The sequence below is a fragment of the Pseudoalteromonas sp. UCD-33C genome, from assembly GCF_001306895.1.
In the GTDB taxonomy this organism is placed as follows: Bacteria; Pseudomonadota; Gammaproteobacteria; order Enterobacterales; family Alteromonadaceae; genus Pseudoalteromonas.
In genome coordinates, this window is sequence record NZ_LJTB01000006.1 from 115,355 (window position 1) to 135,834 (window position 20,480).

The following is a 20,480-nucleotide window of genomic DNA, read 5'->3' on the forward strand; positions in this document are numbered from 1 at the left end:
AAAAAGCCCGCTTAATGCGGGCTTTTTTACGATTAGCTTTTGCTTATTTGTGGTATTTACCACTGAATTCATGAACGGCGTTGATAAATACACCTGCGTTTTCTGGGTCTACATCTGGTGTAATACCATGGCCTAGGTTAAATACATGGCCAGAGCCTGTACCAAAGTCTTCTAGGATAGTGGCAACTTCTTGGCGAATACGCTCAGGCGTGCCATGTAACATTGCTGGGTCCATGTTGCCTTGCAGCGCGACTTTATCGCCAACACGACGTTTTGCATCACCGATGTTAATAGTCCAGTCTAGACCTACTGCATCACAGCCAGTTGCTGCAATTGCTTCAATCCACTGACCACCATTTTTAGTAAATAACGTCACTGGTACTTTGCGGCCATCATGTTCGCGAATTAAGCCATCAACAATCTTGTGCATGTATTGTAATGAAAACTCATTGTAGTCACGTGGGCTTAATACACCGCCCCATGAGTCAAATACCATTAACGATTGCGCGCCCGCTTTAACTTGCGCGTTTAAATAGTCGATTACTGAGTCAGCTAATTTATCAAGTAATAGGTGCAGTGTTTGTGGCTCTGCGAAGGCCATTTTCTTGATTTTACCGAATGTTTTGCTGCTACCACCTTCAACCATGTAAGTAGCAAGTGTCCAAGGTGAACCAGAGAAACCAATTAGCGGTACTTCACCTTTTAATTCGCGACGAATCGTACTTACAGCATTCATCACATAACCAAGCTCATCAGTTGGATCGATATTTGGGATTTTTTTAACATCTGCTAATGAAGAAATCGGACGTTCAAATTTCGGACCTTCACCTGTTTCGAAGTAAAGACCTAAGCCCATAGCATCAGGAATAGTTAAAATATCACTGAATAGAATTGCAGCATCAAGCGGATAACGACGTAATGGCTGTAACGTTACTTCACAAGCAAGTTCAGCGTTTTTACATAAACTCATAAAGTCGCCTGCTTGGGCACGTGTAGCACGGTATTCAGGTAAATAACGGCCAGCTTGGCGCATCATCCATACCGGTGTGACATCAACAGGTTGCTTTTGTAGTGCACGTAAATAACGATCGTTTTTTAATTCGCTCATGCGTATAGAATCCTAGAACTGAATGAAATTGAGCAGATTGTATCACCATATTGCGCGTCTCACTATGGATAGATAATCAAGGCTAGATATAGATCATGTTTTTTCAGCCAACCTAAGCCTAATGTGCGTTTTTTGAGCGAAAACAAAATAAATTTAAAACTTTTCATTAATAAATTTGCAACATACAAAAAAGCTTGGTATAACTTACCCCGCGTTAACAAAAACAATAATAAAAATCTTATAACAATAAGAACAACAATCTTCCCATAATAATAAGAACGCTTGTTTTAACAAGTCTAAGAAAAAGAATTAAACCACCAATTTTGGTGGTTTTTTCTTTTCTAAATCAGCAAATTACAACTCATCCGCTTAGATAAAAATTGCAAAATTAATACTAGTAGTTTTGAATCAATTCCCATACACTGCAATGAGAGCAAAAAAAGTCCACTCTTAAAATGAGGTTATTTTTTGGCCTATTCAGCGCTAAAAAGTATGTCTTTAGAATGACTTTTACAATCTGTTGCAATTAGACACTAAGAATTTAGTTGATCTTTGTGTCATATTTCCTTTTTATATATACAAAGGAAAACCTACTCAGCGAGGAGATGAAATATGCTGACGCGTTTGGAAAAAGCTCAACAAAAATGGGGTGGTAGTCACTCTGTAATCGACAAATGGCTCACAGAACGTCAAGAGCTGCTTGTGTTGTTCTGCCGTATTGCAGGCTTTTCACCGTACGAAAAGAAAGATCACGCCCTTCCTGATCAGCTGCAAATTCAAAACTTTTGCCAAATTCTGATGGATTACCTTTCTGCTGGCCATTTCGAAATTTACGACGACATTGCCAAAGCGTGTGAAGAAAAAGGTCCTGAGAGCCAAAAGCTGGCGAATGCCTTATACCCGCGCATTTCTGAAACCACAGATGTAGCACTCGACTTTAACGACAAATACGCAGAAGTTGACAAAGATGACTTGCTTGATGAGTTTGATAAAGACCTATCAATCTTAGGCGAAGCACTTGAACTGCGCTTTGAGCTAGAAGATGAGTTAATCGACAACTTATATTCTAATCACACCAGCTAACAGCATAGTTGCACAGCAGAGAAGCACTCTCTGCTGAAGTGTTTTCGCCTTGCCAAAAAGAATCATCTATTCCATTTTGTAACAAATATTTGAAATATTTTCTTCAATGCGATACTCATACTATAAAAACATGAGGCTCGCTATGAATAAACGGTCATTTTTAAAGTCACTTTCAATTCTTGCCGCCGGCGCAAGTCTGACATCAGCTCCTTTAATGGCGGCACAGAATGCTAGTACCCAAACATTAATCAAGCCAAAAGCGCTGGAAAAAGGCGGCACAATTGGGCTATGTAGCCCTTCAGCTGCCACTGCTGCGCACGCTGATATTTTATTAGCACAAGGCGTTATAGAAGCACTGGGTTACAAGGCTAAGCTTGCACCAAACATTTTAGCAAGACGTGGGCATTTAGCTGGCACTGATGCAATGCGAGCCGGCGACTTAAATAGTTTATTCAGCGACAAAGAGGTTGATGCCATTTTGTGTTTACGTGGCGGTTCAGGCGCTGCCCGTATTCTACCTTTGCTCGACTACGCAATGATCCGTAACAACCCAAAACCTCTAATGGGCTATTCAGATATTACCGCTCTTCACAATGCATTACTGTCTCAAGCTGGGTTAATCAGCTTTCATGGTCCAAATGCATCAAGTGACTGGAACCCGTTTCATGTCGCGCAATTTAAGAGCATGTTCGAAGCGCGTAAATTGATGCATTTCCAAAACTTACCAAAAGCCGATGATGAGCTTGTTAACACTCAGTACCTGACCCAAACGATTACACCAGGTAAAGCCACGGGACGATTAATCGGTGGCAACTTAACAGTACTGACAGCCCTCGCAGGCTCGAATTATTTACCTGACTTTAATGGCGCAATTTTATTTTTAGAAGATATCGACGAAGCGCCGTATCGAATTGACAGGATGATGAGCACACTAAAACTTATGGGCGCACTGGATAAAATTGCAGGCTTTGTATTTGGCGATTGTAATGACTGTAAGCCTGGCCGTGGTTATGGCTCTTTAACCCTTGACGATATTTTTACAGATTATATAAAACCGCTGGGAATTCCTGCTTATCGTGGGGCCATGATTGGCCATATTAAGCGCCAATTTATCCTGCCTGTTGGCACCGTGGTTGAGCTTGATGCAGATAGTGGCACATTAAAAATGAAAGAAGCGGCATTTAGTTAATAAAAATTTGCGCATAAAAAAAGGGCTAAAAAGCCCTTTTTTATTGAGTTAAATATTACTCAGCTGGTACAGCTTTGTCATCGCTTTGGATTTCAAGTAATTCTACTTCGAAAACAAGCGTTGAGTTTGCAGGGATCTTACCAAGATCACGCTCACCGTATGCAAGTTCAGATGGAATAGTGAACTTGTACTTAGAGCCAACTGGCATTAATTGTAAACCTTCAGTCCAACCTGGGATCACACGATTAAGTGGGAAAGTAGTTGGCTCATTACGTGAGTAAGAGCTATCGAACTCAGTACCGTCTAATAAAGTGCCTTTGTAGTGAACTTTAACAACGTCAGTTGCTACTGGCTTTTCGCCTTCACCTTCAGTGATCACTTCGTACTGTAGGCCAGATTCAGTTACTGTAACGCCTTCTTTCTTCGCGTTTTCAGCTAGGTATTTTTCGCCTTCAGCTTTGCTCTTTTCAGATTCTACTTTCGCTTTTTCTTGTTGTTTAGTGCGAATGCTTTGATCAAGTGCAGTTAACACTTCACGAATTTTTTCGTCATCAAGTTTAGCGTTACCCGCTAGTGCGTCTTCAAAACCACGCTTAAGAAGTGCTTCGTCTAGTTCAACACCTAGCGCTTTTTTATCAGCAAGGTCTTGGTTTAAGAAATTACCAACAGATGCACCAATACCGTATGCTTGTTGTTGAGCTTCAGTCTCTAGTTTAACTTCAGCTTGCTGTTCTTTTTTTGCTTCCTGATTACAAGCTGTAAGCGCTAAAACTGACGCTGCAATCAATGACAATTTAATCGTCTTTCTCATTTTATATCTCCGACACACTTTGCAGTTGTCAATTATTGTATTATTACTAGTTAAAGATTAACGACCTACATGGTAGGCTGCTTGTCTAATAACTAACGTCATGCCTATGCATGATCAGCGATTAGACTAACAACCTAGGCCTTCAACGAGACCTAGTCTAACCTCTCAATCACTAAGAGTTAAGGGGAAATACTCGTAATATGTCGATATTTCGTACTTTTTTGTATCTGCTCAGCCTTTACTTAGTTGTAGCCTGCTCTGAGCAACATGAGCAATCAACTGCACGCTATGAGCATGCGGCTAAAGGTGCCTTCGCCTCCGCGCTGTCGCACGATGGTAAATACAGCTTAATCTCATCAATACACCATGGGGTCGCACTGTGGGATAATCAACAACAGGTGCTAAAATACCAATGGTTCCAACAACAAAATCAAGATAGCCTAGTTCATACTGTTGCTATCTCGTTCGACAATAGCCATGCAGTTACCGCTGAGAAGTCCACCTTTGCAGTGTGGGACATTGCCACGGGCAACAACACGGGTTATTACAAAATACACGCCTCAACAATTCGAGATATCGCGATAAGTAACCAAGGGCGCAGTGTATTATATGGTCGCGCCGATGGTGTAGTCGTTTACCTCGACTTAGAGAGTGGCAGGCGCATAGAGTTCCTTGGCCACCAAGAAAAAGTCAATGTTGTTGATCTATCACCTAACGGTCACTACGCCATTAGCGGCTCAAATGATTATGTTGCTTACTTTTGGGATACTCGCACAGGGCAAGTGATTCACCGCTTTAATCACCCTAGTCGCGTTACTCAAGTCGCCCTTGATCCACAAGGTCGTTACGCATTTACCGCAGACAGTATGAAGCAAGCAAATGTATGGCAACTGACTACAGGTGATCTTGTTAGCAAACTGGCGTATATTGCGCGTCAGAAAATTTTTACCGCCGTCCGTTTTAACGATGAGGGCACTTTAATTGCCACAGGTTCACCCAATCGATTGGTTGATTTATGGCAGCTAGAGTCGGGTAAAAAATTACAAACGTGGCAAGTGATTCCTCGAGAAGGAAGCCGCCCGAAATCAGCCGTGGTGTTAGATGTTGCGTTTACTGATAACAACCAAGCGTTATTAACCGAAAGCTCCAGCGGATTCGCTGAAAGTTTTAATCTAAGAGAATCAAATGAATACAATTGAAGATCGTCTAATGGAACTTGAAGCGAAAGTCGCTTTTCAAGATGAAACAATTGAAATATTAAACGATGAGCTTAAAGCGCACCAACAGCAGCTGGCTAAAATGAAACGCCAGACAGAGTTACTTGCAGAAAAGATTAAAGAAGCACAGCAGCCATCTTTAATGTCACAAATGCAAGAGCCGCCACCGCCGCACTATTAATTAGGTAGTGATAGAGCCGGGAATTAATCGCCCGGCTTAAATACACCAATCACTTGCTCAAATTGGCGTGTTGAGGCTTGCACTGCCTGCTCTGGTTGCGTCATTTTGTGGCCACACTGTACGCACTCCACTTTTTCCACATCATGTTCTTTATAAAGCATCATGGTATCCATGGCCTTACACTCAGGGCATGATGCGCCAGCAATAAAGCGTTTCTTTTGTCTCATAGATGATCTCCCGTGGCATGTAGGCGGCTATTTTAGCCTAATAATTCTCTGTTTGATACGATTGCGAAGGCTAATGTGATCCGTGTTATGATAGCGACAATTAAATCAGTGCTGTGCAAGTAAACATTCATGATCCAAATTTCAGACATCGAACTTCTACGTGGTGGTAACGCCTTACTTAAAGGGGCTTCTGCAACCTTATTCCCAGAACATAAAGTCGGCCTTGTGGGCGCTAATGGCTGTGGTAAATCAACGCTGTTCGCGCTATTAAAGTCTGAATTGCAACTCGATGCCGGTGAATGCCAAATTCCTAAAGACTGGTCAATTGCTTCTGTGAAGCAAGAAACACCCGCGCTCGAAATCAGCGCTCTAGATTATGTATTACAAGGTCACCCTGAATATTACGCGCTAAGAATTGCACTACGCGAAGCTGAGCAAAATAACGACGGCGATGCGCAAGCAAAAGCACATATTGGCCTAGAACATATTCAAGGCTATAGCATTGAGGCAAAAGCAGGAGAGCTATTACACGGTTTAGGTTTTAGTAATGAGCAAATAGACAACCCAGTGAGCGCCTTTTCTGGTGGTTGGCGTATGCGCTTAAACTTAGCACAAGCACTTATTCGTGATGCCGATTTATTACTGCTGGATGAGCCAACCAACCACTTAGATCTCGATGCTGTTTACTGGTTAGAACGCTTTTTACGCGCCTACACAGGCACTCTAGTGCTTATTTCCCATGACCGAGAGTTCTTAGATGCCGTTGTTGACCAAATTTGGCACATAGACGCACAAAAAATAAATGTTTATAAAGGCAATTACTCGCAATTCGAACGCCAAAAAGCAGAGCGCTTATTACAACAACAAGCGATGTTCGAAAAGCAACAAGAACAAATTGCTCATCTAGAAAAATTCATTACACGCTTCAAAGCAAAAGCCAGTAAGGCTAAGCAAGCACAAAGCCGCGTAAAAGCCCTAGAGCGTATGGAAAAACTGGCCCCAGCCCATGTTGACTCACCCTTTGATTTTGAATTTGCCGAGCCTACAGCGCTGCCAAACCCGTTAATGACTCTCGACCAAGCCAAAGCAGGCTATGGCGACACCACAATTTTACACAGCATCAAGCTAAACCTTGTGCCGGGTAGCCGTATTGCGCTGCTTGGCCGAAATGGTGCGGGTAAATCAACACTGATTAAATTATTAGCTGGCGATTTACAACCTCAAGCAGGTGAAGTATTTCAGCATCAGGGCTTAAATATTGGTTACTTTGCGCAGCATCAACTTGAGTCACTTGATTTAAAAGCCAGCGCGGTTACCCATTTACAACGCTTAAATCCGCAAGCTCCAGAGCAATCACTGCGTGACTTTTTAGGTGGCTTTGCGTTCTTTGGCGATAAAGCTCTTGAGCCAGTTGCGCCATTTTCTGGCGGTGAAAAAGCCCGTTTAGTGCTAGCTATGCTGGTGTATCAAAAGCCAAACCTACTGTTACTGGATGAGCCGACTAACCACCTCGATTTAGAAATGCGCCATGCTTTAGTTATGGCGCTGCAAGGCTTTGAAGGCGCTATGGTTACAGTATCGCACGACCGTCATATGCTTAAAAATACCGCTGATGAGTATTACCTTGTTGATAACGGCGAAGTAACACAATTTGGTTATGACCTTGATGCCTATTACCAATGGCTACTGAATGCCAATAAAGAAGCTGCTAAAAGCCCTGAAGATAATGCCCCTAAAGCCCATTCAAGCGTTAACCGCAAAGAGCAAAAGCGCTTAGAAGCTGAGTTCAGAAAGTCAGTGCAGCCGTTGAAAAAGCAAATCGAAAAGCTTGAAAAGCAACTTGATAAGTACTCTACAGAGCTTGGTGAAATCGAAAACGCACTTGCCGACAATGACTTATACAATGATGAAAATAAAGCCAAACTGACAGAGCTGCTCGCTAAGCAAGCAAGCTTAACACCCAAGCTTAATGACGTTGAAGAAGAGCTACTCATAGCACTTGAAGAACTTGAAGAAAAAGAGCAGGCCTTTGCCGATGAAACCGCTTAACAGCGAACAGTTTTGGCAGTTTGCATGCAAGCTTTACAGCAAAGACGGCATGCAAGCAAAGCTACTAGGCTATCAAGACCAGCAAGGCAAAAATGTTAACCTTTGCCTGCTGCTTTATTATCTTGATTCTTTAGAGCTGGCTGTAACAGCCTCTCAACTGAGTGAGCTTGAGTCGTGCATTGCCGAGTTTGACCAACAAGCTTTACAGCCCCTACGAGCCACACGCGCCTACCTGAAAACTATTCAAAACGAGATTTCAGACTACCCTACCATCCGCAAAGAGCTACTTAGCGCAGAACTAAAGCTAGAAAAACAACAGCAACAATTACTGATAAACACAGCGAATACGATGGTATTCACTCAGTACACAAATGCTGAAAATATAAGGCTTTATGTCGGTACTGAGTTAGCGAGTTAGCGAGTTAGCGAGTTAGCGAGAGTAAAGTTTAAAGAGTCTAGGTCAAGCCTAATTGTGAGAATGGTTCTAATTCGGCACTAAAGTGCCTCCTACGGTATTTTATTTCTGAGTAAGACACCGCACTTAACAACCTCATCGATCTTATCTGACGTCTGAAAGCTGAAAGCTGATAGCTCCGCTTACGTTGGGTTTCGCTCCGCTCAAACCAACCTACTCAAAGAATGAACAGAGTGAATGCTGAGTAAGACACTGCACTCAACAACTCCAGCGCTCAACTGATGTATGACGGCTGAAAGCTGATAGCTATGTCTACTCCCTTCCATATCTATCATCAAATCGCTCGATGTCAGTTTCATCAAGTATCGCTCCGGTTTGTACTTCGATAACGATCAGTGGCGTGTTTTGTTGATTAGCAAGGCTGTGCAATTGCTTAGCTGCAATATAACAAGATTGATCAGCTGTTAATTCAAATTCGTCATCGCCTACTCGCACACTTGCCACTCCAGAAACAACAACCCAATGCTCTGCACGGTGCTGATGTCGTTGAGTTGAGAGTTTTGCGCCGCTGTTTACGATGATTTTCTTTACTTTAAAGCCAGTGCTTTCAATTAAAGTTCGATAGTTGCCCCAAGGTCTGAATACGGCTTGATGGTGGGTTAGTTTATCGTTATCGACAACAGCAAGCTGTTTAAGTAAATCAGGGAGCTTATCGAGCGCACTTTTGTCTGCCACTAAGGTGGCATCATGAGTATGTATAATTGCTTTATTACTCACGCCGAGCGCCGCGATAGTGTGGTCAGCTTCACTTATAAGTAGATTATTCTCGCTATCTAAGCTCACCCCTTGCGAAGCTAAATAATTGCCATGCTGGTCTTTTTCTGCGATTTTCGACAATGCTGAAAAGCTGCCAACATCGTTCCAATTCAAATCAACAGGAATAACAGCAACGTTAGCGCTACGCTCCAAAATAGCATAATCAATAGAATCACTTGGGCATGCTGTGAGCGCATCCGCAACAGGCCGTTGAAAACCTAAATCTGCGGTGAAGCTTGCCGCTTTTGCGATACTGTTAGCAATCTTTGGCGCAAAACGATTAAGCTCGTTTAAGTACACATCTGGTAAAAATAAAAACATGCCGCTATTCCAGCCATACTCACCACTGGCAAGGTATTTTTCGGCTAATTGCAGGGCTGGTTTTTCTTTGAACTCAGCCACCTTAAAACAACCTTCATGGGCTAATGGCTCGCCTTGGCGAATATAACCATAGCCGGTATGTGGCTCAGTGGGAGTAATAGCAAAGGTTACTAATTGTTGTTGCTGACAAAGCGCTATCGCATTATCTAAGCAGGCAATAAGCTTATCAAAATCACTGATATGGTGATCAGCAGGCATGACTAGTAAGGGATCGGTTAGACCATTTTGCAATGCAAATTCAGCGGCCAAGGCAATCGCTGGCGCGGTATTTTTACCTTCAGGTTCAAGCAATAAAGTATAGCTATCTGTGATTTCTGCAACTTGCGCTTTAGCGATAAAGCGATGCTCTTCATTGCACACTAAAATTGGCGCATTAAATCGTGAGTCAGCCACTCGTAAAAGCGTGCTCTGTAACAGTGATTTTTCGCTTAGTAAAGATAAAAACTGCTTAGGCATCGCTTTACGCGACAAAGGCCATAAACGAGAACCTATGCCACCAGCAAGAATAACGGGGGTGATTTTGCGACTCATGATTGCTTATAGTAAATAATCCAACCATGAGTTTAACAAATTTTTGAGTATGCGGCTTCGAGCAATTACAGTAACTGAAATTGATCAGCATCTAAGTGAGCAGGAAACGCTCTTCGAAAGTCATCAAGCGGTGATTTTTCTAAGCGCTGAATAATGATGCCCGATTGGTCATCTTCAAGCTTCGCCAAGGTGTCGCCTTTAAAATCATAAACGGCAGTACCACCACTGTGGGCAACATTATTACCATCAGCACCAATGCGATTCACACCCACGACATAACAAAGGTTTTCCATTGCGCGTGCTTTTAGAAGGGTATCCCATACATGGCGACGAGCAGCTGGCCAATTAGCTACGTTGATCATCACATCGTAGTCGTTGCAATTACGCTGAAATACAGGAAAGCGTAAGTCGTAACACACTTGCGGTAAAATACGAAAATCATTGATAGCGAATATCTCGCGCTGCTCGCCTGCTGCGACGAAATTGCCTTCGTTACCTAAACAGAATAAATGGCGTTTGTCGTAATACTTCACTTCGCCATTTGGCCAAACCCAATAAAAGCGATTAGCCTTTTTGTCGCCTTTTGCAACTAAAACAGAGCCTGCAACCACAGCATTTTTTTGCTTAGCTGTGGCTTTTAACCAGCTAAGTACCTCGCCTTGTTCTGGTTCGCTGCAATCTAGATTAATCGCAAAACCCGTGGCAAATGTTTCTGGCAAGACAATTAAATCAACCTGCTCGTTAAAACTGTTAAGCTGCTCTGCAAAGTGCGCAAGGTTGGCGCTTTTATCAAGCCAATGCAGTGATGACTGCACTAAAGCTAAGGTTAAAGTTGGCATAAAATCTCCGCGGCACGTTTTAATGTGTCATTATTTTTTGCAAAACATAAACGAATCACTTTGTCGCTGCTTGCAGTGTTATAAAACACACTGAGTGGTACAGCTGCAACACCCGCTTGCTCGACCAACCAATGGCAAAACTCAACATCATCAAGATCAGACACATCACTGTAATCGAGTAATAAAAAATAGGTGCCTTCACTTGGTAATATTTTAAAACGGCTTTGCGCTAGTGCTTCGCTGAGCAAGTCGCGTTTTTGTTGATAAAAACAACTAAGTTCATCAACATGTTCTGGCTCTAACTCGAGCATATCGGCTAGTGCATGCTGGGCAGGCGTAAAGCTTGAAAAAGTCACATATTGGTGAATTTTACGAAACTCCACCATGAGCTGAGCAGGTGCAACACAATAACCCATCTTCCAGCCGGTGCTATGAAAAGTTTTGCCAAAGCTTGATATCACAAAACTGCGTGCAAATAACTCAGGGTCGGTCAGCGCACTTAAATGCAAAGCGCCATCAAAGGTAATGTGCTCATACACTTCATCGCTAATTACATATAAATCATGCTTAGTAACAAGCGCTTTAAGGGCATTAATATCTTCTGTTTTAAAGATTTTACCGCTTGGGTTATGTGGCGTGTTGATGATGATGACACGTGTTTTGTCTGTTATAACATCGGCTACAGCTTGCCAATCGATTTTGTAGTCTGGCGCATGCAAAGCAACATGAACTGAGCGACCGCCAGCAAGCTCAATTGCCGGTTGATACGAGTCATACGCGGGGTCAAATACCACAACTTCATCACCCTCTTTAACAAGCGCTTGAATTGCTACGAATAATGCCTCTGTTGCCCCTGAAGTGACAGTAACTTGTTGCTCGTAATTTATGTTGTTATGGTATTTTCTAGCTATCAAAGCCGCTATTTGCTGTTGTAGCTTTGCAACCCCACTTGAAGGCGCATATTGATTTACCCCCTCAAGTACATAATGATTGAGCTGTTTTTTTAGTAATTCTGGCGCATCAAATTCAGGAAAACCCTGAGATAAATTAAGCGCTTGGTGCTTATTTGCTAAAGCGGTCATTTGACTAAAAATACTGGTGCCTAAATTCGGCAATTTACTTTCAAACACAGAGGTTCCTTAAAGATGGTTTTGCGCCCGAAGCGATGCTATCATTGCTTAAAACAGATGTATAGCCGTCTAAATAACTTTTAGAATGTCGAGGAATATATGCATAACAATACCGCTATTTCAGAACTAATTGAAGCTGGTAAATGGGTAAGCCAACGTGGCTGGGTCCCTGCTACTGGTGGTAACTTTTCAGCCCGCACTGCAAGCGGTTATGTCGTCACAGCAAGTGGTTTCGATAAAGGTCAACTCGGCACTCATGCATTTATTGAATTTGATCATGAAGGCAATCGCACTAGAGGCTCTGGCAACCCATCAGCTGAAACTGAGCTACATTTAAATATGTATAAGCTGATCCCATCAGCTAAATTTGTTTTGCACACTCATTCTGTTGCGGCAACCGTGTTATCTCGCGTGATCAAAGGCCACGCTATCAATTTGCATGGCTACGAAATGCAAAAATCTTTAAGCGGTGTCAAATCGCACTTAGATACCTTAACTATTCCTATTTTTGATAATGACCAAGACATCGACCGTTTAAGCTTATTGGTCAGTGACCATCACCTTCATACGCCTATTGAGCATGCGGTACTAATTCGTGGCCATGGTTTATATGTCGTTGGCCGAGATATCAAAGAAGTACTTCGCCATTTAGAAGGATTAGAGTTTCTATTTAGCTGTGAGCTTGAGCGCTTAAAACTAGAAGGTATTCAAGCTGGAGTTCAGCCATGATCAAAGCAATTTTAACCGATATTGAAGGCACGATTACCCGCATCTCATTTGTTAAAGACGTATTATTTCCTTACGCGGCAGGGCAATTACCTGAGTTTGTAAAGTCACATCAAACAGACCCGGAAGTTGCAGCCCAAATTGAGGCCGTTAAAGCACATATTGAACAACCCGAAGCCGATATCGACACGGTCATTAAACATTTAATTCATTGGATTGAAACAGATCAAAAAATTACCCCACTCAAGCAGTTGCAAGGGTTAATTTGGCAAACGGGCTACGAAAGTGGTGATTTTACTGGCCACCTTTATCCAGATGCTTATGACTTTTTACAAGCCCAAAAACATGCTGGTAAAAGTTTATATGTCTACTCATCGGGCTCAGTAAAAGCCCAGCACCTGATTTTTGAGTTTTCTGATTATGGTGATGTTAGACCTTTATTTAGTGATTACTTCGACACTAAAGTCGGCGCAAAACAACAGCAAAGCTCTTATGAGAATATTATTGCCGAGCTACCATTTGACGCTGCAGAAGTGCTGTTCTTGAGCGATGTGGTGGCAGAGCTTGATGCCGCCAAAGCTGCAGGCCTTGTAACATTGCACCTTGTTCGCGATGGCCAAGCGGTAAGTGACGCTCACCCATATATCAACGACTTTTCGGAATTTAGCGCGGAGCTGTTAGCATGAGTCAATTAACTATTTATAACGATAACAACGCAAACGACATACTGTTTCATAGTGAAGACTTAAGCGCTATTGCCAATGAACTAAATACAGTTGGCGTTCGCTTTGAGCAGTGGCAAGCAACAGCACAGATTGACCAAGATACCAGTCATGACGCGATTTTAACTGCTTATGCTAAGGATATAGAGCGCTTAAAAGCTGAAGGGGGCTATCAAACAGTGGATGTTATTTCGCTTGCTAAGGGTAATCCAAATGCCAGCGAACTACGCAGTAAATTCTTGTTTGAACATACACATAGCGAAGATGAAGTTCGTTTTTTTGTGAAAGGCCAAGGTTTATTCTGCTTACACTTAGGCGATAAAGTGTATCAAGTGCTTTGCCAACAAGGCGACCTAATTTCAGTACCAGAACTCACACCACATTGGTTTGATATGGGTAGCGACCCTGAATTTACTGCAATTCGCTTATTTAATAATACCGAAGGTTGGGTTGCTAAAAGCACTGAATCAACCATTGCTACCAACTTCCCACTGCTGGACTAACATGGAAAAACTATTCTCGTACGGTACCTTACAGTACCCGCAGGTTCAGCTTGATACCTTCGGGCGTTTGCTTGAAGGTCAACCTGCTACGCTAACTGGGTATGTCATTGATGAAGTCGAGATCACCGACGTAGCCGTACTTAAAAGTAGTGGTCAACGTTTTCACCCGGCTTTAATCAAAACAAGCAAACAAACTGATATTGTTAATGGCACTATTTATTTAATCACCGAACAAGAGCTTGCTCAGGCAGATGCTTACGAAGTAGATGATTATCAACGAATTGCAGAAACATTCCAATGTAACAACCAAGCTTGGCTATATGTTGCAAAAAACAGCCTTTAATTTACAAATATAAAACAAAAAGACCCAAATTAAGAACAAAAGCTGCTATTATCCTCCCCATTAATAAGTACTGATTATTTGCTAAAGGACTAAACATGGGGTCGGCATTTTCACCCTTACGCGATACCGTTATTTATGTGGGTGAGTGGCAACTTAACACTCAGCAGCAAACCATCAGCGATGGCACTCATAAGCGTGAACTAGAACCTTTATTATTTAAATTACTGTGTTTCTTTATTGAGCATAATGATCGCATTATCACTCGCCAAGAGCTGGTTGAGAATATTTGGCAACAAAGCTTTGTTGATGACAATGCCATTAACCGTGCCATCTCTGAACTAAGAAAAACTCTTAAATCAGAAAAACAGCCCGGGCAAACCATTAAAACCCATTATCGCAAAGGTTATAGCCTATTTATTGAAGTTAAGCCTCTTGATCACACTGTGAGTACAGAGCCGCTAAAAACAGAAAATGTAATAACAGTAGATAAAGACGCTGATACTCAAGTTAAACCTACGGCCATTAATGAACAAAAAGCGCATTCTTCACGCTGGCCATGGCCTTTTGCAGCGTTAGTGCTTGGTTTATTGATTACTGCTATTTGGTTATTTTCACAACAGCCTAAAGCAAATGATGAAGTACAAAACGACGCGCCATTTTTAGACCTACAAGCTGAAACCATTTCATGGCATAAAGGCTCTCACTATCGTTTAATGCTAAGCCATGACAAAACTAAGCTTGCTTATATTCTAGAAAATGATGGTCAAAGTCTTTTTGTCGTCGACCTAACCACTAAAAAAGAATACGTGATTGCCTCTGGCAATATCTTTTTACAGGGTTGGTCTGAGGATGGAGAGCGATTATTTTACGGCTCTTGTGAAAACAAAGACTACAGCGATTGCATCACTTGGCAAGCAAGCAACCTGTTATCAAGTGAAGCGTTAATAAAGCCACGTATCAACCAATCTTTACTTAATTCTCAGCCAAGTCAGTACATTGAAGTGGGTGATGTCGCAATTTCAAGGCGTAATAATTACCGTGGCTTAACTCATTTATATGCTTTATATGCACAAGATTTAAAAACCGGTGAAGAAATTCGCATTAGCACACCCAACATCACTGGCACTGGGGACTTTATTTTAACAACTATAAAAAACCCGAGCCGCATCATCTTTGAGCGCCATAATGTTGGCCAAGTAGAGATATACATGGCGAATTTAGATGGCAGCTCGCTAAAGCTTTTAACTACCAACGATTACCGTGCATGGGTAGCCACATATGATGAGCAGACCAACTCACTAATTTGGTATAGCCGCGGCACCTCAACTATTGAGTCATTCTCTTTTGATAGTATGAGTCGACAACCCGCTATAAAAGCGCCAGTAAAACGAGCAAATTATGCTTACCCTTTAAGCAAAGAAAGTGTATTGATCAGTACAGACCTTCACGATAAAGATGCCGCAGTCTTTGACCTTAATTCAAAAACAATGAGCTACATCGCCACAGCGAATAAGCATGAAGACGACTTAGTCGCATTAGCCAATAATGATGTGTACTTCTCTGACTTTGAGTTTTCAGAACGACAACACTGGCTCAGAAAAGCAAACCAATACATCAATATCACTGGCAAAATTGGTGAAGATAGTTCAGTAATTGCAGCAAATAGTGACAGTAGCCGACTTGTTAGTTTTAATAAAACCGATCAGCAATTAACATTATTAAATGCTGCTGATTTCTCAGAAATTAAGCACTGGACACTTCCTGGTAGTACCAAGCTGGCAGCTATAAGGGGTAACAAGATTGCCGTGCTATATACCGATCTTAGCAATCAGCTAAATCAAATAATGATTCTTCACACCAACAGCGATGAAGTGATTAAAAGCACTATAGATACACCCCTAGCTATTGCTTGGTATGACGATACACAGCTGATTGTGCATTCCAAATACGATAAATACCTGCTTTTAGACAGCGATAACAACACCTATAGTGAGCTGACTACACCAGACAAACTAACTGAGTTAAAGCCTTCTATTGTGTCGATGGCAAGTAACCTACATAGCTTGTATATCGCCACTGATACTGAAGTTTTCAGCATTAATTTAGCCACAATGCAGGGCATTGAGTCAGTACTTCAAATGAAGCCTTCTCACTATATATCGCGCCTTAATGCTAAAAACGACAAGCTGGCAGTAACCTTCTTAACTGCCAATAATCAAAATAGCATTGAGCTCTACACTAAAAAAAGTGCTGAGTAATTTACGACTTTAACTGTTTTAGAATACCTTGCTCGATATCGGACTGGTTATAAACTCCGCTATCGAGCACCCAGCCTGTGACTAGGCTCGCCGGTGTCACATCAAATGCCGGGTTATAAACCTTCGCGTTAATCGGTGCCCACATTGCTTCACCAAAACTACCACTAACACCGCGCACTTCATTAGGACTGCGTTGCTCAATTTCGATATCTGCACCACACAACGTTTGTGTATCAAGCGTCGTAAGTGGCGCAACGACATAAAATGGAATGTTATGGAAATGCGCTAACACAGCAAGGTTATATGTGCCGACTTTATTGGCAAAATCACCGTTTGCAGCAATACGGTCTGCCCCTACAAATATTTTATCTACTTTGCCCGCAGCCATTAAACTCGCCGCCATGTTATCGCAAATCAAGGTATAAGGAATTTGCCAGCGCTCAAGCTCAAAAGCCGTTAAGCGGCCGCCTTGCAGTAACGGCCTTGTTTCATCAACCCAAACATGAATGTCACCATGGCGTTGCTGAGCTTTATAAATAACCCCTAATGCAGTGCCGACACCTGCAGTCGCTAACGCACCAGTATTACAGTGCGTTAAAATGTTATCTCCCTTATTTACCAAAGCCGCACCACGTTCTGCCATGCTATCGCAAAGGGCAATATCTTCTTTAAATAACTGCTCAGCAGTAGAGACAACAGCTGCAACATAATCAGTCTCTGTTAGCGCTATGCGTAACTTGGCCATGCAGTGCATAAGGTTTACCGCTGTTGGGCGTGTCGCTTCAAGCTCATCTATAGCAACCGCAAGTGCTGATTGACTCATGCCTTGCTCAGCTAGGTGTGCAACCAATAAGCTCGCACCTAAGCCGATTAAAGGTGCGCCCCGGATTTTCAAAGTAAGAATCAAATCTTTCATCGTTTCAACATCGTTACATACATGCCAATGCTGTTGATGTGGCAATAAATACTGATCAAGCACGGTTAGCGTACCTTGCTGATATTTAATACTGCTGGCGATGAGATCTTGCATACTGAATCCGAATAACTAATGAATAACTAATTTAAGTGAATAGTTATTTTACATCAGTTTTGATAACTAACAAGCTAGATGTATGGACATCTAAACGCTTACAGGTATAGAATGCTCAAAGTTAATTGTATTACGAGATAGAGCCATGGCTAAATACACTGCCTTTAATGCAGAGCATGCGGTTGATTACATTAAGGAACTTGTTAAAAGTGAACTAATTTCAGTCTTCCCTGCTGATGCAGCACTGACTGCATACGAGTTTGGAGACGGAAACTTAAACTTAGTTTTTCGGGTTGCTGATCAGCACAACAACAGTGTAATTCTAAAGCAAGCACTCCCTTATGCCCGCTGCGTAGGTGAGTCATGGCCATTATCGTTAGACCGCGCAAGAGTCGAAGCCGAAGTATTGATTAATCATGGTAAGTTATGCCCAGAGCATACCGTGGCGATATTGCATCACAATGTAGAGCTGGCATTAACCGTGTTAGAAGATTTAGGTGAGTTACAAATTTTACGTGGCGCACAAATCAACGCAGAGCAATTTCCATTATTGGCAAGTCATGTTGCGCTCTACTTAAGCCGAACAGGCTTTTATAACTCAGACTTTTACTTATCTGCTGAAGATAAAAAAGCCAAAGTCAGTCAATTTATTAATCCTGATTTATGTAAGATCACAGAAGACTTATTCTTTACTGATCCGTACATTGAGCATGAGCGCAATAATTTCCCAACAGAGCTTAATGAGCACGTCGAAAGTATTCGAAATAATGATGCTTTAAAACTGGCCGCAGCGAAATTAAAAGCTAAGTTCTTATCATGCCCGCAAACTTTATTGCATGGCGATATGCATAGTGGCAGCATTTTTGTTGATAGCAAAACCACTAAAATGATCGACCCAGAGTTCGGCTTTTTTGGCCCTGTTGGCTTTGATATCGGCTCATTTATGGGTAACTTGCTACTAAATTACTGTGCCCAAAACGCCCGTATTACAGAGCAAGCAAAACGCCGCCAGTATCAAACCCATTTATTAACCTGCTTACAAGACTGTTATAGCCAATTTGAGCAAAATTGGTTAAACCTAGCAAGCAGCGAAGCAACTGATATTAGCTTTGCAAACCGCGCCTTTAGCGAAGATTACTTACAACACGTATTGCGTGATGCGATTGGCTACTGTGGCGCTGAACTTATTCGCCGTACTATTGGTTTAGCCCATGTTGCAGATATAGACGGTATTGAAGATGCACAAGCTCGTTTAGCAGTACAACAGCAAACGCTCGTACTTGGCGAGCAACTGATGCTCAATGCCACAAGCTGTAACAATAAAGACGAGTTCTTTTCTTTATTAATCAGTTTATTAAACTGATAGTCAAAAAGTAAAAAGGCGCTCAATGTGCCTTTTAATTATTCAACTAGATTATTTATTGTAGTGCTCATACATTTTATCGAGCGGCTCTGATAAACCATTTTCTTGTACTACTCGCACATGCTGGCGAGCTAACTCGCGGGCACTTGATACACCACATGAGTGAGCAATCAGCCCTGCACCATAATGAATAAACTTATTATAATTGGCGACTCGTTGTGCCTTATCGGTCACATCAAGGCCTCGCTGTAAGCGTTCATTATGAGTCGTAATACCGGTCGGGCAGGTATCTTTATTACATTGTAGAGCCTGAATACAACCAAGCGAAAACATATGACCACGCGCCGACACAATAAAATCAGCGCCCAGAGCGAGTGCCCAAGCCACTTTTGACGGTACGATTAGCTTACCCGATGCAATCACTTTCACTCGCTCTCTGAGACCATGTTTTTTTAGCAGATCAACAACCAAAGGCAGGCTCTCTCGTAGCGGTAAACCAACTGAATCCATCAAGGGTTGAGGGGCAGCGCCCGTGCCACCGTCGGCACTATCAATAGTGATAAAGTCAGGGGCAGATTCAATACCACGATTATTAATTTCGCTGAACAAGGTTTCGAGCCAAGAGTATTCACCAATCACCGCTTTAAAACCAGTTGGTTTACCTGTGGTACTGCGTACCGTTTCAATCATGTCGAGTAAATCTGCTGGGCATTTAATCTCTGGATGACCATTTGGACTAATCGAGTCATGCCCTTCAGGAATACCCCGAATTTTTGCAATTTCAGCAGTCACTTTACGCCCTGGTAACATCCCCCCTTTACCGGGTTTAGCACCTTGACTCATTTTAATTTCGAACATTTTAACTTGTTCGTGCTCAGCAACCGCTTTGAGTTTTTCGGTGCTTAATTTACCGTGCTCATCTCGTACACCATATTTTGCCGTGCCAATCTGAAACACAATATCAGCGCCACCTTCAAGGTGGTAAGGGCTGAGCCCTCCTTCACCGGTATTCATCCAACAACCTGCTAACTTTGCACCTCGCGATAGTGCGCGAACAGCGGGTTTAGATAAGGCACCAAAGCTCATACCTGAAATATTAAATAACGAGTTTGTTGTATAAGGAGCTTGGCAGTAAGGTCCTAACGTGACTTCGCTCGGGTCGAGTGCGTCTTCATCTAAAGTCGGAAACGCACAGTTCATAAACATCACAGTACCTGTTGCTTCAAGGCTCTGGGTTGAACCAAAGGCCGTAGTACGGTCAACATTTTTCGCAGCACGATAAACCCAGCTTCGCTCAGCACGATTAAATGGTAGCTCTTCCCTATCCATGGCAAAAAAGTATTGTCTGAAGAATTCACCTTGGCGTTCAAAAAAATAACGAAAGCGGCCGATCACCGGGTAATTACGGCGAATCGCCTGCTTAGATTGCGTCACATCACTAATGTAAAAGCACACAATCACAAGCAAACCTATGCCGAGTGCAAAAATAAACAAGCTGGCAAAAACATCGATACTAAAAATTATAAAATCACTCATCCAAGGCCCCTTTGTGAAATGA

The 20,480-nt window shown here is 42.3% G+C and carries 20 protein-coding genes; 12 read left to right on the forward strand and 8 right to left on the reverse strand.

Annotated elements, in window-relative coordinates:
- Positions 1–43: 43 nt before the first annotated feature.
- A complete protein-coding gene (gene hemE / locus AOG26_RS13150) occupies positions 44–1,108 on the reverse strand; it encodes a uroporphyrinogen decarboxylase (protein ID WP_054562901.1) in 1,065 nt (354 codons plus the stop codon).
- 612 nt (positions 1,109–1,720) lie between these two features.
- Here hemE and AOG26_RS13155 point away from each other — a divergent pair.
- Together AOG26_RS13155 and AOG26_RS13160 are read left to right on the forward strand one after the other, a co-directional pair.
- Positions 1,721–2,191, forward strand: a complete 471-nt coding sequence (locus AOG26_RS13155; RefSeq protein WP_054562902.1) for an Rsd/AlgQ family anti-sigma factor — start codon at positions 1,721–1,723, stop codon at positions 2,189–2,191.
- 142 nt (positions 2,192–2,333) lie between these two features.
- Entirely contained in the window at positions 2,334–3,380 is a 1,047-nt protein-coding gene (locus tag AOG26_RS13160; RefSeq protein ID WP_200907867.1) for a S66 peptidase family protein, read from the forward strand.
- Positions 3,381–3,435: 55 nt separating this feature from the next.
- Here the strand turns inward: AOG26_RS13160 and fkpA are convergent, their stop codons facing one another.
- Positions 3,436–4,191: an FKBP-type peptidyl-prolyl cis-trans isomerase gene (gene fkpA / locus AOG26_RS13165; RefSeq protein WP_054562904.1), complete on the reverse strand. Its 756-nt coding sequence runs from the start codon at positions 4,189–4,191 to the stop codon at positions 3,436–3,438.
- 200 nt (positions 4,192–4,391) lie between these two features.
- Between fkpA and AOG26_RS13170 the strand changes: the two genes are divergently transcribed.
- Positions 4,392–5,390: a WD40 repeat domain-containing protein gene (locus AOG26_RS13170; protein WP_054562905.1), complete on the forward strand. Its 999-nt coding sequence runs from the start codon at positions 4,392–4,394 to the stop codon at positions 5,388–5,390.
- Positions 5,377–5,589 (forward strand): SlyX family protein, encoded by a 213-nt coding sequence (locus tag AOG26_RS13175; protein WP_054554490.1) that lies wholly within the window; start codon positions 5,377–5,379, stop codon positions 5,587–5,589. Before AOG26_RS13170 ends, AOG26_RS13175 begins: the two co-directional genes overlap by 14 nt.
- A gap of 23 nt (positions 5,590–5,612) precedes the next feature.
- Here the strand turns inward: AOG26_RS13175 and AOG26_RS13180 are convergent, their stop codons facing one another.
- Positions 5,613–5,816, reverse strand: a complete 204-nt coding sequence (locus tag AOG26_RS13180) for a YheV family putative zinc ribbon protein (protein WP_054562906.1) — start codon at positions 5,814–5,816, stop codon at positions 5,613–5,615.
- 129 nt (positions 5,817–5,945) lie between these two features.
- Here AOG26_RS13180 and AOG26_RS13185 point away from each other — a divergent pair, with 129 nt between their 5' ends.
- Both AOG26_RS13185 and AOG26_RS13190 read left to right on the forward strand, forming a co-directional pair.
- Positions 5,946–7,865: an ATP-binding cassette domain-containing protein gene (locus AOG26_RS13185; protein ID WP_054562907.1), complete on the forward strand. Its 1,920-nt coding sequence runs from the start codon at positions 5,946–5,948 to the stop codon at positions 7,863–7,865.
- On the forward strand, positions 7,852–8,283 hold the full coding sequence (locus tag AOG26_RS13190) for a TIGR02444 family protein (protein WP_054562908.1): 432 nt from the start codon (positions 7,852–7,854) through the stop codon (positions 8,281–8,283). The genes AOG26_RS13185 and AOG26_RS13190 overlap by 14 nt, the downstream gene beginning before the upstream one ends.
- A 309-nt stretch (positions 8,284–8,592) precedes the next feature.
- On the opposite strand, the gene AOG26_RS13195 is transcribed toward AOG26_RS13190, so the two are convergent.
- The 3 genes from AOG26_RS13195 to AOG26_RS13205 all read right to left on the reverse strand — a co-directional run bounded on the left by AOG26_RS13195 (position 8,593) and on the right by AOG26_RS13205 (position 11,977).
- On the reverse strand, positions 8,593–10,008 hold the full coding sequence (locus tag AOG26_RS13195) for a mannose-1-phosphate guanylyltransferase/mannose-6-phosphate isomerase (RefSeq protein ID WP_200907868.1): 1,416 nt from the start codon (positions 10,006–10,008) through the stop codon (positions 8,593–8,595).
- A 65-nt stretch (positions 10,009–10,073) separates the two neighbouring features.
- A complete protein-coding gene (locus AOG26_RS13200) occupies positions 10,074–10,847 on the reverse strand; it encodes an amidohydrolase (protein ID WP_054562910.1) in 774 nt (257 codons plus the stop codon).
- The gene (locus AOG26_RS13205; protein ID WP_054562911.1) at positions 10,835–11,977 is read right to left on the reverse strand and encodes a methionine aminotransferase; all 1,143 of its coding nucleotides are present in this window, start codon (positions 11,975–11,977) and stop codon (positions 10,835–10,837) included. The genes AOG26_RS13200 and AOG26_RS13205 overlap by 13 nt, the downstream gene beginning before the upstream one ends.
- Positions 11,978–12,076: 99 nt before the next feature.
- Here AOG26_RS13205 and AOG26_RS13210 point away from each other — a divergent pair, with 99 nt between their 5' ends.
- The 5 genes from AOG26_RS13210 (at position 12,077) to AOG26_RS13230 (ending at position 16,529) form a co-directional block, all read left to right on the forward strand.
- Positions 12,077–12,706 carry a methylthioribulose 1-phosphate dehydratase gene (locus AOG26_RS13210; RefSeq protein ID WP_054562912.1) on the forward strand — a complete coding sequence of 210 codons (630 nt, stop codon included), beginning with the start codon at positions 12,077–12,079 and terminating at the stop codon, positions 12,704–12,706.
- A complete protein-coding gene (gene mtnC / locus AOG26_RS13215; RefSeq protein ID WP_054562913.1) occupies positions 12,703–13,389 on the forward strand; it encodes an acireductone synthase in 687 nt (228 codons plus the stop codon). The genes AOG26_RS13210 and mtnC overlap by 4 nt, the downstream gene beginning before the upstream one ends.
- Positions 13,386–13,928 carry a 1,2-dihydroxy-3-keto-5-methylthiopentene dioxygenase gene (locus AOG26_RS13220; RefSeq protein ID WP_054562914.1) on the forward strand — a complete coding sequence of 181 codons (543 nt, stop codon included), beginning with the start codon at positions 13,386–13,388 and terminating at the stop codon, positions 13,926–13,928. The genes mtnC and AOG26_RS13220 overlap by 4 nt, the downstream gene beginning before the upstream one ends.
- Position 13,929: 1 nt before the next feature.
- Positions 13,930–14,271, forward strand: coding sequence for a gamma-glutamylcyclotransferase family protein (locus tag AOG26_RS13225; RefSeq protein WP_054562915.1), 342 nt, complete (start codon positions 13,930–13,932; stop codon positions 14,269–14,271).
- A gap of 95 nt (positions 14,272–14,366) precedes the next feature.
- Positions 14,367–16,529, forward strand: coding sequence for a winged helix-turn-helix domain-containing protein (locus tag AOG26_RS13230; protein ID WP_054562916.1), 2,163 nt, complete (start codon positions 14,367–14,369; stop codon positions 16,527–16,529).
- 1 nt (position 16,530) lies between these two features.
- On the opposite strand, the gene mtnA is transcribed toward AOG26_RS13230, so the two are convergent.
- On the reverse strand, positions 16,531–17,559 hold the full coding sequence (mtnA, locus tag AOG26_RS13235) for an S-methyl-5-thioribose-1-phosphate isomerase (RefSeq protein WP_054562917.1): 1,029 nt from the start codon (positions 17,557–17,559) through the stop codon (positions 16,531–16,533).
- Positions 17,560–17,704: 145 nt separating this feature from the next.
- Here mtnA and mtnK point away from each other — a divergent pair, with 145 nt between their 5' ends.
- Complete coding sequence (mtnK, locus tag AOG26_RS13240; RefSeq protein ID WP_054562918.1) at positions 17,705–18,922, forward strand: S-methyl-5-thioribose kinase; 1,218 nt, start codon at positions 17,705–17,707, stop codon at positions 18,920–18,922.
- Between the two features lie 51 nt (positions 18,923–18,973).
- Here the strand turns inward: mtnK and AOG26_RS13245 are convergent, their stop codons facing one another.
- Positions 18,974–20,458: an FMN-binding glutamate synthase family protein gene (locus AOG26_RS13245; protein WP_054562919.1), complete on the reverse strand. Its 1,485-nt coding sequence runs from the start codon at positions 20,456–20,458 to the stop codon at positions 18,974–18,976.
- Positions 20,459–20,480 lie beyond the last annotated feature (22 nt).

Bases quoted from the DNA above. Each gene is read 5' to 3' on its own strand.
- AOG26_RS13190 (WP_054562908.1), top strand. From the start codon at position 7,852: ATGAAACCGCTTAACAGCGAACAGTTTTGGCAGTTTGCATGCAAGCTT.
- AOG26_RS13180 (WP_054562906.1), bottom strand. From the start codon at position 5,816: ATGAGACAAAAGAAACGCTTTATTGCTGGCGCATCATGCCCTGAGTGT.
- fkpA (WP_054562904.1), bottom strand. From the start codon at position 4,191: ATGAGAAAGACGATTAAATTGTCATTGATTGCAGCGTCAGTTTTAGCG.
- AOG26_RS13225 (WP_054562915.1), top strand. From the start codon at position 13,930: ATGGAAAAACTATTCTCGTACGGTACCTTACAGTACCCGCAGGTTCAG.
- AOG26_RS13175 (WP_054554490.1), top strand. From the start codon at position 5,377: ATGAATACAATTGAAGATCGTCTAATGGAACTTGAAGCGAAAGTCGCT.
- mtnC (WP_054562913.1), top strand. From the start codon at position 12,703: ATGATCAAAGCAATTTTAACCGATATTGAAGGCACGATTACCCGCATC.
- hemE (WP_054562901.1), bottom strand. From the start codon at position 1,108: ATGAGCGAATTAAAAAACGATCGTTATTTACGTGCACTACAAAAGCAA.
- AOG26_RS13200 (WP_054562910.1), bottom strand. From the start codon at position 10,847: ATGCCAACTTTAACCTTAGCTTTAGTGCAGTCATCACTGCATTGGCTT.
- AOG26_RS13160 (WP_200907867.1), top strand. From the start codon at position 2,334: ATGAATAAACGGTCATTTTTAAAGTCACTTTCAATTCTTGCCGCCGGC.
- mtnA (WP_054562917.1), bottom strand. From the start codon at position 17,559: ATGCAAGATCTCATCGCCAGCAGTATTAAATATCAGCAAGGTACGCTA.
- AOG26_RS13195 (WP_200907868.1), bottom strand. From the start codon at position 10,008: ATGAGTCGCAAAATCACCCCCGTTATTCTTGCTGGTGGCATAGGTTCT.
- AOG26_RS13185 (WP_054562907.1), top strand. From the start codon at position 5,946: ATGATCCAAATTTCAGACATCGAACTTCTACGTGGTGGTAACGCCTTA.
- AOG26_RS13170 (WP_054562905.1), top strand. From the start codon at position 4,392: ATGTCGATATTTCGTACTTTTTTGTATCTGCTCAGCCTTTACTTAGTT.
- AOG26_RS13230 (WP_054562916.1), top strand. From the start codon at position 14,367: ATGGGGTCGGCATTTTCACCCTTACGCGATACCGTTATTTATGTGGGT.
- mtnK (WP_054562918.1), top strand. From the start codon at position 17,705: ATGGCTAAATACACTGCCTTTAATGCAGAGCATGCGGTTGATTACATT.
- AOG26_RS13210 (WP_054562912.1), top strand. From the start codon at position 12,077: ATGCATAACAATACCGCTATTTCAGAACTAATTGAAGCTGGTAAATGG.
- AOG26_RS13155 (WP_054562902.1), top strand. From the start codon at position 1,721: ATGCTGACGCGTTTGGAAAAAGCTCAACAAAAATGGGGTGGTAGTCAC.
- AOG26_RS13245 (WP_054562919.1), bottom strand. From the start codon at position 20,458: ATGAGTGATTTTATAATTTTTAGTATCGATGTTTTTGCCAGCTTGTTT.
- AOG26_RS13220 (WP_054562914.1), top strand. From the start codon at position 13,386: ATGAGTCAATTAACTATTTATAACGATAACAACGCAAACGACATACTG.